Here is a 16,606-nt window from a genome sequence, read left to right as displayed (position 1 = left end):
ATAGTTTGGGTTGTCACAAGGTGGTAAGTGACGTTATTCCTAGGAGCATACACAAGTATGTTTCTAGGATAACAAAGCGCAGCCAACACCGTGACAACACAAAATATGACGAGCTTAGGGGGATCTATGTCTCAAACCCTAGCTCTGACACCACCTAAAAAGCGAGATAGCACCTTTTTTTGGCTGCTATTAGCTTGGGTTGGTTTCGCCTTGTTGCCGTCTTGGAGTCTGGATTATGGCTTACTTGACTCGACGCAAGATGAAATCCTCGCCGCTTATGGGTGGAGCAGCCTGAATATTAGCTGGCTTTGGTATCTCTTACCATCTGTGCTGTTTATTCGCCCGTTAACACCAGCGGATCGTTACCATAAAACTCGCCATTATTTCGATATTGCCGTTGCGGCACTCACTGCCGTTGTAGTGATAGTCACAGCTTACTTTGATGGTAAGGGGCTTGGTTATTCAGCCATTGTGCTGTTTATTGCCTTAGGTATGGTGATGACGCACGCGCTAACCCGCCTTGAATGGCTGGGCGGCGACCAATTTGTCATTGGCTCGTTAATCACCGTTGTTGCACTGATCACACTGTTTATCGTCTTCCCAAGTGTGGCGATTTTTATCCCGATGTTTACTGATGGTAATGGGGATTTTGCGCCATTTGCCTTTGTGGCAATTTTAACGCAATCCCATATAGTTCAAGTCATCATTAACTCGGTATTTCTCTCTTTAGCCGTGGGTGCGGGTTGTACCTTCTTTGGGTTAATTTTAGCTATTTACACCACACGTATTGCGAAACGCTCTGCCATTATTGGTCGCGTGTTTTCTATCTTACCAATTGTGACACCGCCATTCGTTGTCGGCCTTGGTGTGACCTTGATGATGGGTCGCTCAGGCTATATTACTGAATTCCTCGCCACTTACATGGGGTTAGAAAATACCAACTGGTTGTATGGTTTTACAGGAATTTGGCTCGCACAGGTTCTGGCCTTTACACCAATGTCATTTATGATTTTGGATGGTGCGATTAAAACCATTCACCCATCTTTGGAAGAAGCCTCTTACACCCTGCGTGCTAACCGCTACCAGACCTTCTTTAATGTGTTTATGCCATTACTGAAGCCAGCACTAGCCAATGCATTTTTAATTGTTATCGTTCAGTCACTCGCGGACTTTAGTAACCCGTTAGTGTTAGGCGGTAACTTTGACGTATTAGCTACGCAAATTTACTTCTATATCACGGGTTCACAGTTAGATTACCAAGCCGCCAGTACCTTGGGTGCTTCCTTATTAGTGTTCTCGCTGTTGGTATTCTGCGTGCAGTATATGTGGATTGGTAAGCGTTCGTACGTCACGGTTTCTGGTAAATCTTACCGTGGTGATGTCCAACCGCTGCCATCATCTTTAATTACCACGGTGACTCTCTTCTTAGCGATTTGGGTTGCCTTTAACGTGCTGTTATATGGTAGCATTTTCTACGGAAGCTTTACGGTGAACTGGGGTGTGGACTACACCTTAACTCTGGATAACTTTATTAAGTTATTCGGCCAAGGTATGAGTGACGGCGCATGGCCTTCATTGCTCGATACTCTTCTGTATGCGGGGATTGCGGCACCAATTACGGCTATTCTCGGCTTGTTAATTGCTTATATCGTGGTGCGCCAAGATTTCCGTGGCAAGAAAACCATCGAATTCACCACCATGTTATGTTTCGCCGTACCGGGTACCGTTGCTGGTGTGTCATACATCTTAGCCTTTAACGACACCCCGTTCTATTTAACGGGTACAGCCGCCATCGTGATTATTTCGATGACCATGCGTAACGTCCCTGTGGGGATCCGCGCAGGTATCGCAGGGTTGGGGCAAATTGATAAATCACTAGATGAAGCCTCATTGAGCTTGCGAGCAGGTTCCATGCGCACTATTTTCTTTATCTTACTGCCGCTCTTGCGCCCTGCCATTTTGTCCGCGCTGATTTACAGCTTTGTTCGAGCCATCACCACGGTCAGTGCGATTGTGTTCTTGGTTACCCCTGATACACGCGTTGCCACCGCTTACATTCTTAACCGTGTTGAGGATGGTGAGTATGGCGTTGCGATTGCTTATGGCTCCATTTTGATTGTAGTCATGCTCGCAATTATCTTCTTATTTGACTATTTGATTGGCGAAGCCCGTGTTTCACGTTCCAAAGCCAAAAATGCACAGTGATCAGGGAGTAACTGACATGACACAACATAATTTTGTTGAATTAAAAAATGTGACTAAACGCTTTGGCACCAACACGGTCATTGATGATTTAAGTCTTTCTATTCCTCAAGGCAGCATGGTGACCTTATTAGGCCCATCAGGTTGCGGGAAAACCACCGTTTTACGTTTAGTTGCAGGGCTCGAAAAGCCGACTGAAGGCCGCATGTTTATTGATGGCGAAGATGTAACCGACCGTTCAATACAACAACGTGATATTTGTATGGTGTTCCAGTCCTATGCCTTGTTCCCACACATGTCTTTAGGGGATAACGTAGGTTACGGCTTGAAGATGTTAGGCTTACCGAAAGCAGAAATCAAAAAACGGGTCGACGAAGCATTAGAGCTGGTGGATTTAGCCGGCTTTGCTGACCGCTTTGTTGACCAAATCTCTGGGGGACAGCAACAGCGTGTCGCCTTAGCCCGTGCCTTGATCCTCAAGCCAAAAGTGCTGTTATTTGATGAGCCGTTAAGTAACTTGGATGCTAACTTGCGTCGCAGCATGCGTGAGAAAATTCGTGAGCTACAACAACAATTTAACATTACCTCTTTGTACGTTACCCATGACCAAAGTGAAGCCTTCGCGGTATCCGATATGGTTCTAGTCATGAACAAAGGGAAAATCATGCAATTGGGTTCACCGCAGGAACTCTACCGCCAGCCAGCGTCGAAATTTATGGCCAGCTTTATGGGGGATGCCAACATTTTCCCTGCGATATTGACCGCTGATTCTGTTGATATCTTTAATTATCGCTTGCCACGTCCTGCGCAAATTACCTCAACGCAAACGCAGGTCACTGTGGGTGTTCGCCCTGAAGCCATTACTTTAAGCACACAAGGTGATGATAGCCAACGTTGTACCATCACCCACGTTGCCTATATGGGGCCCCAATATGAAGTCACAGTTGATTGGCATGGTCAATCTATGTTGCTGCAAATTAATGCTACCCAGTTACAACCAAGTGTAGGGGAAAATCTGTATCTGCAAATTCACCCTTACGGCATGTTTGTACTTGAATAATCAACTGTTACCTTAAACACCAAACCGCCACATCCTGTTGGCGGTTTTTTTATGCTTCAAAATAAAAAAAGCAGAAGCGTTTTCGCCTCTGCTATGAATGAGTTTATCAATAACTATAAGAATGCTTTATAGGGCAGCTCTGGCTCATTTTTAAAGATGTCGTTAAAGCCACGGAAGTGCTGATAATGCATACGGTCTTTATCGGTTGGATAAGTATATTTGCCGCCCACTTGCCAGAAGAACGGGGCAAACGTGTATTGCAAACGCTCTTTTTTCATATTCCACAACACTTCAATTTCACGCGGGTCATTTTGGAAGTTCGCCCAAATATCGTGGTGGAATGGAATAACGCGTTCGCAATTTAATGATTCTGCGGCACGCAAAATGTCCGAAGAGGTCATTTTATCCGTCACACCACGTGGGTTTTCGCCGTAAGACAGTAATGCGACGTCGATATTGTAACGGTTACCATGAGCCGCATAATAGTTTGAATAGTGGGAATCACCTGAGTGATAAACAGAACCGCCCGTGGTTTCAATTAAATAATTCACTGCGCGGGAGTCCATGCCATCCAAAATGGCTTTATCATAGGAAGACACCCCCTGCGGCAACGTCACTAACGCAGTTCGGTCGAAGGAATCTAACACACGGATTTTCATATCTCCGACTTCTAGCACATCACCCACTTTTGCCACTACACAGCGCTCTGTAGGTACGCCCCATTTTGTCCATAAATCCACGCACGCTTGCGGGCCAATAAACTTAACATGGTCACCGCAGTTTTGTAGCACGGCTGCCGCCACGTTAACATCGATATGGTCAGCATGGTCGTGAGAGGCTAGAATCGCATCCACTTCTTTGATTGCAAATGGGTCAAGGGGGAAAATTGCCGTACGTAAATTAGGTTGTAGCGCTTCGACTCCCCCCATACGCATCATTTGGTGTTGCTTGTTCATCAGTGGATTTTTTTGTGTTTTTTTCCCTGTGCCGCACCAAAAATCGATAGAAATATTGGTATTACCCGCACTTTTCAACCAAATACCTGTGCAACCTAACCACCACATTGAAAATGTATTGGGCTCAACAACGGTTTTTTCAATTTCTTCATTTAGCCACGTTCCCCACTCAGGAAATGTGCTTAAAATCCAAGATTCACGTGTAATTTCATTGACTTTGCTCATAGTGATAATACCTTTTCCAGAATTTTAGATGTCAGGAGCCCGATGCCTTAATGAAAGAATTAAGGCATGAAGGCAAATTTGTTTAAATTCAATAAATCAGGTAGTCGGCTAAACTAGGCGAGGATCACGCGAGTCCCTTGCGCTTTAATCCCTTTTATCACCTCTGGGTTTGCATTTCTTCCCGTGATAAGTACATCAATCTTATTAGCTGGACAAAATAACATCCCTGTTCGATGGCCTACCTTGGAACTGTCGACAACCACCACTAATTTATCGATTTGATCTAGCATCTGCTGCTCAGCCACGGCGGTTAGCATATCGGCTTTATATAAACCAGCTTCCGTTAATCCCTTCCCTGACGTGAACATCCAGTTACCTGCATAGCCCATCAACGTATTGAGGGCTGGGTTTAAAAAGATGTTTTGTGCCTTGTTATACTGCCCACCAATTAAAATGACGTCGTCATGGTCTTCATCAATTAAATAACTGGCTAACGGGAAGTAATTGGTCACAATCTGTACATTTTTACCACAAAGCTGTTGCCCTAACATAAAGGCGGTTGAGCCACAGTTGATCACTGCGCTTTCCCCAGGGAGACAAAGCTCCGCAGCTTTGATGGCAATTTCTGATTTTTCTTCGTAGTGGTCAGTGCTATTAATATTGAGCGGTGTCCACTTACGCTTTTTCTTTTCAATTCGTTCTGCGCCATTACGGACTTTCCGTAACTTACCTTGCTCATCAAGCTTTGAAATATCACGACGAGCGGTGGCAGGAGACACATTAAACTGTTCGGTAATATGAGAAACGTTAATCACCCGCTGCGTTTCTAGTAACGACAAGATTTCGTTGTGTCTTTGCACTTCATTCATAACTATCGCCTTATTAAGAAATAATCATATCAATGACAACTTATGATTGAAAATGATTACTGGTGATTAGTTTTGATTCTATTTATCTCATCCAATATTGTCAACCTCTGCCTATGCAAAAAATTGATATTTGACATAAATAAAATTACTACGTTGATTTTATTAAATATTTTAAATTTTACGTGATCAGGTCGCCATTTATTTATTTTTTTACTGGTAAAAAAACAGACAAATGCAAACAATCATAAAAGAGCAATTCGTGATTACATTTGATCATAATTGATTTTTGCGCGACCATTTATCTGTTTTAAATGATTATATCGCAATAACACCAGATACGATCAATATGAATAATCTATTACCCATATAAATTACAAATACAATTTGATTAGAGGTAAAAATATGGATTTTTTATACGACGCTTTCTATATTTTTTACAGCCAAGTCATGACGAAAGCACCGCTACTATTAGGCTTAGTCACATTTATTGGTTACTGGCTATTAAAGCGTGATGGTACAACAATCCTCAAGGGGACAATCAAAACAATTGTCGGCTTTATGCTAGTGGGTGTTGGAGCAAGCACCTTGGTGTCTAGCTTTAAACCCGTCATCGAAAAAATGTCTGAATACCACGGTCTTACAGGTTCAGTCATCGACCCATATACCTCAATGATGGCTACCATGGAAACCATGGGTGATAACTATTCGTGGGTCGGTTATACCGTGTTACTCGCCCTCGCTATTAACATTCTGTTAGTGCTCTTTCGCCGAGTCACTGGTATTCGTACCATCATGCTGACAGGGCACATCATGTTCCAGCAAGCAGGCTTGATTGCTGTTTTTTATTTTGTGCTGGGTTCAAGCATGTGGGAAACCATTTTGTATTCCGCGGTCTTGATGGCGCTGTACTGGGGGATCTCCTCCAATATCATGTTTAAACCGACACAAGAAGTGACTGGCGGAGCTGGTTTTTCTATCGGCCACCAGCAGCAGTTTGCCTCATGGATAGCGACCAAGGTTGCCCCAAAACTGGGGGATAAAAAAGACAGTGTTGATAACTTAAAATTGCCAAAATGGTTGCATATTTTCCACGATAGCATCTCTGCAACTGCCATTGTGATGACGCTCTTTTTTGGTGTTATTTTAATTTCCTTTGGTCTGACTAACCTACAAACCATGGCAGGCACCACCCACTGGACTATCTACATTATTGAAACAGGCCTGAAATTTGCCGTTGCCATTCAAATCATCGTGACGGGTGTGCGGATGTTCGTCGCAGAGCTTTCCGAAGCATTTAAAGGTATTTCTGAGCGCGTCATTCCTAATGCCGTGCTCGCCATCGACTGTGCCGCTATCTATGCTTTTTCCCCGAATGCGATGGTCTTCGGCTTTATGTGGGGCGCAATAGGCCAGTTTGCTGCGGTATTGGGTATGTTAGCCTTCAATTCGCCGATTATGATCATCCCAGGCTTTATTCCGATGTTCTTCTCCAATGCCACCATCGGTATCTTTGCAAACCACTTTGGCGGTTGGAAAGCCGTGATGAAAGTGTGTTTCGTGATGGGGGTCATCGAAATTTTAGGTTCTGCATGGGCTATCGACTTAATCAACCGCCAAGGCACCGATTTTAGCGGCTGGATGGGAATGGCTGACTGGGCGCTTGCATTCCCAGTGATTATGCAAGGCCTCTCATTCTCGAAAATGTTCTTCTTTGTGATTGTCGCACTTTCCCTTGTCTACATGTACTTCGCCGCGAAAAAACTGCGCGCAGAAGAGGATGCTGAAGGTGCACTTGAAGCAGCAATTGAAACAGTCGACGAAGTTGAATCAACCTCAATTGAGCACAGTGGCGCCAAACCGGTACGCATTTTAGCGGTATGTGGTAATGGGCAAGGCTCCTCCATGATGATGAAAATGAAAATTGGCCAGTACCTTGAGAAAAAAGGCATCCCACACATCATGGATTCCTGCGCGGTGTCCGACTATAAATCGAAATTAGCAGCAACAGACATTATCGTCTCGTCAAAGCACTTAAGTTCAGAAATGGACCCAGGTGAAGGAAAGTTCGTTCTTGGCGTACAAAATATGCTCAATCCAAATTCATTCGGTGATGAGTTGCTCAATATCATTCATACCAATTTTATTCGCCACTAATCATGTTGATGCCTCGATAGACGCTACCGCCGCTTCTATCGAGGCAAATATTATCCAAGAGGAAGTCATAATGGGATTCAAACAATCATTAATCGACAACAATTCTATCCAACTTCACGCCAACGCAACAAATTGGCGCGATGCGATTAAAATTGGTACAGACATGCTAATTGCCTCTGGTGCTATCAAGCCCGATTATCATAATGCCATTATCAGCAGCGTCGAAAAACTGGGCCCGTATATCTGCATCGCCCCGAACTTGGCTTTACCCCATGCTCGCCCTGAAGATGGGGTTATTCGCACCGCTTTTGCGTTGGTGACCTTAGAAAAACCCATTATTTTTGATGGAGAAGATGAGCCCGTCGACGTTTTAATTACACTTGCGGGTAGCTCTTCTGACGAACATATGGAAGGATTGATGGAGGTCACCCAAGTTCTTGATGATGAGGACAGCGAAACGGGTGTCGATCTTAACAAACTGCGCCAATGCCACACAGCCGACGATGTGTATCGCGTGATTGATGAGGCACTCGCGAAAAACGCTTAAAAGGATTAATTGATATGTATAAAGTGCTCGCATTAGATTTAGATGGGACGGTTCTGACGGCTCAACACACTATCCACCCAGAAGTGAGGTCTGCAATTCAAAACGCGGCGAAACACTGCCACGTGATGATTGTGACAGGTCGTCACCATACCGCTGCGCGCCCTTATTACGATGAGCTGGGGTTAACCACACCCATTATTTGCTGCAATGGCACCTATATCTATGATTACCAAAATGAAAAGGTGCTAACACAAACCTCAATTGCCAAAGATGATGCCTTGGCCTTTATTGAATTGGCACAAAAAAACCAATTCAAACTGGTGCTGTATACCACCAATGAAATGACCTATTCAAAATCACAACCGATTGACTATATGAAAGATATGGAAGTATGGGCGGCAGATCCAAGCCTTGCACATCCCCCTAAAATCTACCGTATTGATTCATTTGAAGAACAGGTTCGTGATACCGATTACGTTTGGAAATTTGTCGTTGAAGGTGACCCGAATGCCATCGAGCAATTAATGGATGTCTCGTGGGTGAATGACAAATTCACCGCTGAACGTTCGTGGGTCAACCGCATTGATATCGCCTGTAAAGGTAACAACAAAGGTATGCGCTTAGCGCAATACGTCAACCAACTAGGCTTCAAACCAGAGCAAGTGATTGCCGTTGGCGATAACCATAATGATATTTCCATGATCCAATACGCTGGGCTCGGTGTTGCCATGCCACACGCTGATGAGGCAGTCAAAGCACAAGCTAACGCTATCTGCGCCACTGATAACAATCATGACGGGCTTGCCCGTTTGATACGAGAAAAAATTCAAGGATAAAACCATGACTAAACCGTTGATCCAAATCGCATTAGACCAAACAAACTTACCTGCGGCACTGGAAGTCGCTGAAAATGTACACACTTTCGTCGATATTATTGAAGTGGGTACAATTTTAGCGTTTGCCGATGGCATGAATGCAGTGTCGACCTTACGCCAGAAATACCCAAACCACATTCTGGTTTGCGATATGAAAACCACTGACGGGGGCGCTATTCTTTCGAAAATGGCATTTGAGGCAGGGGCGGATTGGATCACGGTGTCAGCAGCGGCGCATATTGCCACCATCGCCGCCTGTAAGAACGTCGCCGACGAATTTAATCGCGAAATTCAAATTGAAATTTACGGTAACTGGACCTTTGACGATGCTAAAAAATGGGTCAACCTCGGCATTCAACAAGCCATTTACCACCGCTCACGGGATGCTGAACTCGCTGGCGTTGGCTGGACTGATGAAGATATCGAAAAAATGCGCAAGTTATCTGATTTAGGGCTCGCATTATCCATTACAGGGGGTATTGTACCGGAAGATATCCACCTATTTAATGGCATTAAAGCCAAGGCCTTTATTGCGGGGCGTGCGTTAGTCGGTGAAAAAGGTAAGCAAACGGCAGAAGCCTTGCGCGAGCAAATTAATCGTTTCTGGAAGTAGCCTATTTAATGTCGTCACTATGATTGCCCTAAAATTAAATTCGCATTTAGGGCAATCTACTGCCATATGATAACCCAATGGGCGGATTAAATACCGCCCCCACCAACTTGATAGTTAAATATTATAACGTATCTTCACACATAAACGTGCTAACAACTTTCACAGGATCCCATTTTAATTTTATATCCGTAACCCCAAGACTATTATATTCATCCTGTAAGCGCATTGCGGCGAGTGCATTTCCCAAATATTCGAGTTTCTGTTCAGTCGTATAATCGCGCCTTCCTGGCAATAAATTGTGATGAATAACGGTGGGTTCAGGTATCCCTTCCGCTTGACTAATTGTGACTTTATAGCCAGATTCCGATTCATAAATATATTGTGTGATTTGGTTTTTATCATTTTTTTTTAAAATAACAGGCGTTTGATTAAAGCTAATTAAATGCACCTCATTATATCCTTTACCATAATGAATATCGCTCCAGCCTCTACGACCGCCATCAATGATAAACATATTATTGCCATATTCATCACTTAGCTTTCCGCTATTTCCATTGATGATGAAAACATCATTTCCCCCACCACCTGTTAACTCTGTGTTTCCTTTTCCTGCATATAATACATTGTTACTCATCGAAAATTTGGAAATAGCCATTTTCCCCGATTCTGTTTTAACGTTATAAAAACGCCCATAACCGCTGTTATCCGTTAAATCAACTGGGTTACCTTTTATATTCATCACAAGTTGATGAAAACCGGTATCCTGATTAATCGTCACAATAGGTTTAGATAAATCAATAATACTCTGTGACGTATTATTAAATGTTCCTTTAAAGGCAGACATCGGCTGCCAAGGTATTAATGGATTTTCACTTTCCCAGTATTGCTGATGCTCAGCTAAATACCTGATCATATGACTCATATTCCCTTTAACATCATTCGGCACATGATGGGGGAGACTATCATAATGATGTATGTGATTTTTATTCTTATCAATTTCCGGTGAGATCTTTATTTTTACTTTTCGCAAATTTGATATTGAACTATATACCTGATAACGAGATACACTATTTTCTATTATCGGATCTTTATGAAAATGCATTAAATGAATATTATTGATACCGTCATCATCACTAATGACTGTTGTTCCCGTGCCTATTGAACCATCAACAATATAATGGTCATTACCGCCCCGCCCCTTTAAAGTATCATTGCCCAAATCTGAAAGTAACAAATCCCCTTGGTTTCCTCCCTCAATCACATCATCACCATCGCCGCCGTAAAAAACATTACTCCCCTTAGAAGCCTTAATTTTATCATTACCCTCACCACCATTAACGATTACGCCAGTTCCACTGTAATTCTCAATGCTATCGTCACCCGCTAATGTATCGATGATGCTGCCCGAAAAAGAATACCCAGGGGAAAGGTAAACCTCATCGGCCATTTGTGTAGTTTCCCTAATTTTAGGAGGACGTACTATTGTGTGCCCATTTTGGCTTAGTTTAACTTGAAATATATTACTATTTGCATCTTTTATATATACATGGTTATATTCACTATGTTTATAATTGATAAATTTAATATTAAGCTTTTTATCATTAAACACATTTTTAAAATATACTGATTGACCGTCAGCGTATAAATCTTTTCCATATTCATCAGGCAAATCAATAATAACACTTCTGTTTGTAGATATGCCTTCCACCTGAGAAAAATCAACAGTTAACTCAGACTGTTCAAGATTACCAGGTTTTAAATGATAAATATCATTCCCTTGCGTTGCCATAATGTAACTATTTCTGTTAACCCTCTCTAATTCATCATTACCTTCACTTCCTGTATACGTTAAATTTTTCATATCCCCGTCTAAATTGAATTCGCCCCATTCAGGGAAACGATACCCATTGTTATTAATGACGACATATTTCTTTTCTTCATTAATCTTAACATAATCACTTGAATCTCTATTAATAGCGTCTTCGCTTTGAAAATAGCGTATTTCAAAAAGCTTTTCTCTCTCTGATTTATCACTGTTATTTTTTAAAATTGGTTTTAAACCAAACCCATCTTTCGTATAGAGTTGGTAATGGTGCTTTAGCGCTTTTCCTTCTAATCGTTCTTGATAAACATTTTTTAACGTCAAATTTAATTCTAACGTATTAACATTATTATAAGGTGATACAGTCTTAATCGTTATGACTAAATCGTTACCTACAAGTTTAACCTTCGTTATCTCCTTTAAAGTGTAACTTAAGCGAACGACACTTTTCCCTTGAGATGTTTCAACAATTCTTGCATCCAATTTAGTTAATGGTTTTTTATTCGCACTTTCCCACTGGTAGCGACGTAAGAAATAATAATCATCATCAGCTCCTCCTCTCGCAACACCCGACCTAAAAATAAGATGGTCACTTCCGCCGTAACCATTGATAGCCGCATTCGTCATACCAGCATCTAAATAATTGTCTTTTCTATTACCTTTTAAAAATATTTTAGATTTATCTCCCCCCTTTATTATCGCATTATTGATATTTGCTAATTTTGCTTTATCAATCTCTACACCACTTAACTTCACACGGCCATTCATGAGATTGATATGTATTGGGGAGTCACTATAAAAATTGGATGGACTAAATGGTTTTCTAGTTTCATAATGTAAATGCTCAATATTTCTCAACTTTTTTAAAGAAAAAGTAACAGTTTCATTTCTGTTATGATGACCAATCATAAATACACCCTTATTTGATTTTTCAGTTAAATTAAAAGAAATCCCCTATCAAAATTAATTATAATAAAATTATTTCTTAATTTATAAAGGAAAATACAACTATTGACTTTAGCACTTAATTTGAAAGGATATTTAAAAGTTATTCTGAAACATCAATGAATTAATTAATAAAGCAAATATCTAATAAATCAACATTCAAATAACCATCATAATATTTTATTTTTTATGATGTTATTCAATACAAATAAGAGAAATAATAATTACTGTAAATGTGAGGGCATAATAAAAAACTCTACCGTTATGTTTTAATCCATAACGGTAGAGTGGCTTTATTTCTGAATGGTTATACGAATTTCTAACCTAATTGCTTACGCGCATTGCGGAAAATACGCATCCATGGGCTATCTTCTCCCCATGTTTCTGGGTGCCAAGAGTTGCTCACTGTACGGAAAACACGCTCTGGGTGCGGCATCATAATCGTTGCGCGGCCATCTTTTGATGTGACTGACGTAATACCGTTAACTGAACCGTTCGGGTTCGCAGGGTATTGTTCGGTCACTTGACCATAGTTGTTCACAAAACGCATGGCGACTAAGCCGTTGTCTTCTAATTGCTGAAGATGTGCCGCGGCGCGGGTTTCCACTTGCCCCTCACCATGAGAGACCGCAATTGCCATACGAGAACCCGACATATCTTGCAGTAATAATGATGGGCTAGTGGCGATTTCCACTAAACTAAAGCGGGCTTCAAAACGCTCTGAACGGTTACGAACAAAACGTGGCCAGAATTCAGCACCGGGGATCAGCTCGTGCAGATTGGACATCATCTGGCAACCGTTACATACACCCAGTGATAAAGTATCTGGGCGGCTAAAGAATGCTGCAAACTCGTCACGCACTTGGTTGTTGAACAAGATAGATTTCGCCCAACCTTCCCCTGCGCCCAATACGTCACCGTAGGAGAAACCACCACACGCCACCAGCGTTTGGAATTGCTCAAGAGATACATTACCCGCCAGCAAATCACTCATATGCACATCAACGGCATCAAAACCTGCACGGTCAAAGGCTGCTGCCATCTCAACGTGGGAGTTAACCCCTTGCTCACGCAGCACAGCGACTTTCGGACGCACACCCGATAAAATAAACGGCGCCGCAATATCGTCTTCGATATCGTAAGTTAATTTGGTATTTAAGCCTGGGTCTTGGTTATCTTGCTTCAGCGTATGCTCTTCGTCTGCACACACTTCGTTATCGCGCAGGCGCTGCATTTGCCATGTGGTTTCTGCCCACCATTGACGCAGTAAACTGCGTGATTCACGGTAAACTACGGTATCACGGCTATTGATGATCACGATATCGTCATGAATTGCTGAGCCTAAATAATGCACACAATTGGCTAACCCTGCCTCTGCAAAGCACGCTTCGACATACTCTTTATCAGCACCATTGATTTGAATGACCGCACCTAATTCTTCATTGAATAATGCAGCTAAAGTGTCTTCATCAAATGAGCTAATATCGACATTAATTCCGCAATGACCTGCAAATGCCATTTCGGCTAAAGTGACGAATAAACCACCGTCTGAGCGGTCATGGTAAGCCAGCAATTTTTGCTCAGATAACAGTTTTTGAATGGTATTGAAGAAACCAAGTAAACGCTCAGGGCTATGGACATCAGGCGCTTTGTTGCCTAATTGACGATAAACCTGTGCAAGGGCTGAGCCGCCTAACGCATTTTGGCCTTCACCCAAGTCAATTAATAACAGCGCGTTATCTTCTACCGTTTTTAATTCAGGCGTTACGGTTAAACGAACATCTTCAACGCGACCAAATGCGGTGATAACCAATGACAGTGGCGAGGTCATTTCGCGCTCTTCGCCATTTTGCTGCCAACGGGTTTTCATCGACATGGAGTCTTTACCCACAGGGATAGTTAAACCTAGTGCAGGGCAAAGTTCTTCACCAACGGCTTTTACCGCTTCATATAACCCGGCATCTTCACCTGGGTGACCCGCAGCTGCCATCCAGTTTGCGGATAATTTCACACGTTTGAGGTCTTGCACGTAAGAACAAGCGAGGTTAGTCAGCGCTTCACCTACCGCCATACGCGCAGAAGCCGCAAAATCCACTAATGCCACTGGTGTTCTTTCACCAATTGACATGGACTCACCGTAATAACTGTCTAAGCTTGCTGTCGTCACGGCGCAGTCCGCGACTGGAATTTGCCAAGGGCCGACCATTTGGTCACGAGCAACCATCCCTGTTACCGTACGGTCACCAATGGTGATCAAGAAAGTTTTCTCTGCGACCGCGGGTAAATGTAAAACACGTTTAACCGCTTCATTTAAATTGATGGCCGTTCTGTCTAATGCATCAGGCTCTGCTTTAAGTGTTTTCACATCACGCAGCATTTTTGGCGTTTTGCCCAGTAACACATCCAGTGGCATATCAATCGGTTGATTATCAAAATGCGCATCATTTAAGGTGAGATGTCGCTCTTCTGTCGCTTCACCAATCACCGCAAATGGCGCACGTTCACGTTCACAAATTGCGGTAAATTCTGCCAGTTTCTCAGGCGCAACAGCCATCACATAACGCTCTTGGGATTCGTTACACCACACTTCTAATGGGCTCATACCCGGTTCGTCGTTCAAAATTTTACGTAATTCGAAACGACCACCGCGCCCACCATCGCTCACCAGCTCTGGCATAGCGTTGGATAAACCACCCGCACCCACATCATGAATAAATAAGATTGGGTTATCGTCACCCAGCTGCCAACATCTGTCGATCACTTCTTGGCAACGACGTTCCATTTCAGCGTTATCCCGCTGAACTGATGCAAAATCTAAGTCGGCATCTGATTGACCTGATGCCATCGATGACGCCGCACCACCACCTAAACCAATGTTCATTGATGGTCCACCTAGCACGATCAGTTTCGCACCCACGGTGATCTCACCTTTTTGTACGTGATCCGCACGGATATTACCAATACCACCTGCTAACATAATTGGCTTGTGGTAACCGCGTAATTCTTCGCCATTGTGGCTATTCACTTTTTCTTCATAAGTGCGGAAGTAACCTAATAATGCAGGGCGACCAAATTCGTTATTGAATGCAGCACCACCCAGAGGGCCTTCCATCATAATATCCAGTGCGTTCACAATGCGTTCAGGCTTACCAAAATCCTCTTCCCAAGGCTGTTCAAAGCCGGGGATACGTAAGTTAGAAACGGAAAAGCCCACTAAACCTGCTTTTGGTTTTGCACCGCGCCCTGTCGCGCCTTCGTCACGAATTTCCCCACCAGAACCTGTCGCCGCACCCGGCCATGGCGAAATAGCTGTTGGGTGGTTATGGGTTTCCACTTTCATTAAAATGTGAGTGTCTTCTTGATGATAACGGTACGTGCGCCCTTCTGGTTCTGGGAAGAAACGCCCCACCAAAGAACCTTCCATCACAGCCGCGTTGTCTTTATAAGCCGATAACACGTGCTCTGGCGTTTTCTCGAAGGTGTTTTTAATCATCTTAAACAACGATTTTGGCTGTTCTTCACCATCAATGACCCAATCTGCGTTAAAAATCTTATGGCGGCAATGTTCGGAGTTCGCTTGCGCAAACATATATAACTCAACGTCTGTTGGGTTACGTTTTAAACCTGTGAAGGCAGCTTGCAGATAATCAATTTCGTCATCCGCCAGCGCTAAGCCCATTTCTGTATTTGCTGTTGCTAATGCTTGACGCCCACCGTTGATGATATCAATGGTTTTCATCGGTGCAGGCTGTTGGTGTGCAAATAAGGCATCCGCCTGTTCAAAAGAAGAATAAATTGTTTCCATCATGCGGTCATGTAACAGTGCAATCACTTCGTGCCACTGTGCTTGCGTTAATGCATCTCCCTGAACGTAGTAGGCAACACCGCGTTCAATGCGTTTAACTTGGCTAAGACCACAATTGTGAGCAATATCCGTTGCTTTAGATGACCAAGGAGAAATTGTACCCGGACGTGGGGTGACTAAAACCAGTTTACCGAAAGGGTCATGCTCTGTCAGAGAAGGACCATATTTTAACAAACTGCTCAGTTTGCCTTGCTCACTATCACTTAACGGCGCTGATAAATCAGCAAAGTGCATATATTCAGCATAGATATCTGTTACAGGCAGTTGCTTTTCTGCAAACAATGCCAAAAGGCGGGTAATACGAAATGCTGATAGAGCAGGTGAACCACGCAAAATTTCCATAGTCTTAATTTCTCTCTTTTAAACGCCAGCCCTGAACATGAAAGCAGGGAAACCGGTGCCCATTATAGAGCAATGTTCATCAATACGAAACCGTTTGCGTGATTAAAAATAAAGCGATTAGTTAAATATTA

Annotated in this window: 10 protein-coding genes; 6 read left to right on the top strand and 4 right to left on the bottom strand. The window is 43.0% G+C overall.

What is annotated here, in order from left to right; translation table 11 throughout:
* Nucleotides 1-126 precede the first annotated feature (126 nt).
* Together J6836_RS03735 and fbpC are read left to right on the top strand one after the other, a co-directional pair.
* Nucleotides 127-2,205: an ABC transporter permease gene (locus J6836_RS03735; RefSeq protein ID WP_219246967.1), complete on the top strand. Its 2,079-nt coding sequence runs from the start codon at nt 127-129 to the stop codon at nt 2,203-2,205.
* Nucleotides 2,206-2,221: 16 nt separating this feature from the next.
* Nucleotides 2,222-3,262 carry a ferric ABC transporter ATP-binding protein gene (gene fbpC / locus J6836_RS03730; RefSeq protein ID WP_219246964.1) on the top strand — a complete coding sequence of 347 codons (1,041 nt, stop codon included), beginning with the start codon at nt 2,222-2,224 and terminating at the stop codon, nt 3,260-3,262.
* Nucleotides 3,263-3,375: 113 nt separating this feature from the next.
* Here fbpC and ulaG read toward each other — a convergent pair whose 3' ends face one another.
* Nucleotides 3,376-4,443 carry an L-ascorbate 6-phosphate lactonase gene (gene ulaG / locus J6836_RS03725; RefSeq protein ID WP_219246961.1) on the bottom strand — a complete coding sequence of 356 codons (1,068 nt, stop codon included), beginning with the start codon at nt 4,441-4,443 and terminating at the stop codon, nt 3,376-3,378.
* Nucleotides 4,444-4,556: 113 nt separating this feature from the next.
* Entirely contained in the window at nt 4,557-5,312 is a 756-nt protein-coding gene (ulaR, locus tag J6836_RS03720) for an HTH-type transcriptional regulator UlaR (RefSeq protein WP_219246957.1), read from the bottom strand.
* Between the two features lie 402 nt (nt 5,313-5,714).
* Here ulaR and J6836_RS03715 point away from each other — a divergent pair, with 402 nt between their 5' ends.
* The 4 genes from J6836_RS03715 (at nt 5,715) to J6836_RS03700 (ending at nt 9,501) form a co-directional block, all read left to right on the top strand.
* Nucleotides 5,715-7,466 carry a PTS ascorbate-specific subunit IIBC gene (locus J6836_RS03715; protein WP_219246954.1) on the top strand — a complete coding sequence of 584 codons (1,752 nt, stop codon included), beginning with the start codon at nt 5,715-5,717 and terminating at the stop codon, nt 7,464-7,466.
* Between the two features lie 70 nt (nt 7,467-7,536).
* A complete protein-coding gene (locus tag J6836_RS03710; RefSeq protein ID WP_219246953.1) occupies nt 7,537-8,013 on the top strand; it encodes a PTS sugar transporter subunit IIA in 477 nt (158 codons plus the stop codon).
* A gap of 14 nt (nt 8,014-8,027) precedes the next feature.
* Nucleotides 8,028-8,849 (top strand): Cof-type HAD-IIB family hydrolase, encoded by an 822-nt coding sequence (locus J6836_RS03705; protein ID WP_219246951.1) that lies wholly within the window; start codon nt 8,028-8,030, stop codon nt 8,847-8,849.
* Between the two features lie 4 nt (nt 8,850-8,853).
* Entirely contained in the window at nt 8,854-9,501 is a 648-nt protein-coding gene (locus tag J6836_RS03700) for a 3-keto-L-gulonate-6-phosphate decarboxylase UlaD (protein ID WP_219246948.1), read from the top strand.
* 121 nt (nt 9,502-9,622) lie between these two features.
* Here J6836_RS03700 and J6836_RS03695 read toward each other — a convergent pair whose 3' ends face one another.
* Nucleotides 9,623-12,232 carry a calcium-binding protein gene (locus tag J6836_RS03695; protein ID WP_219246946.1) on the bottom strand — a complete coding sequence of 870 codons (2,610 nt, stop codon included), beginning with the start codon at nt 12,230-12,232 and terminating at the stop codon, nt 9,623-9,625.
* Between the two features lie 355 nt (nt 12,233-12,587).
* Nucleotides 12,588-16,475: a phosphoribosylformylglycinamidine synthase gene (gene purL / locus J6836_RS03690; protein ID WP_219246945.1), complete on the bottom strand. Its 3,888-nt coding sequence runs from the start codon at nt 16,473-16,475 to the stop codon at nt 12,588-12,590.
* Between the last annotated feature and the right edge of the window lie 131 nt (nt 16,476-16,606).

This window comes from Providencia sp. R33 (assembly GCF_019343475.1).
Taxonomy (GTDB): domain Bacteria; phylum Pseudomonadota; class Gammaproteobacteria; order Enterobacterales; family Enterobacteriaceae; genus Providencia.
This window is presented reverse-complemented; position numbering and strand designations above follow the sequence as displayed.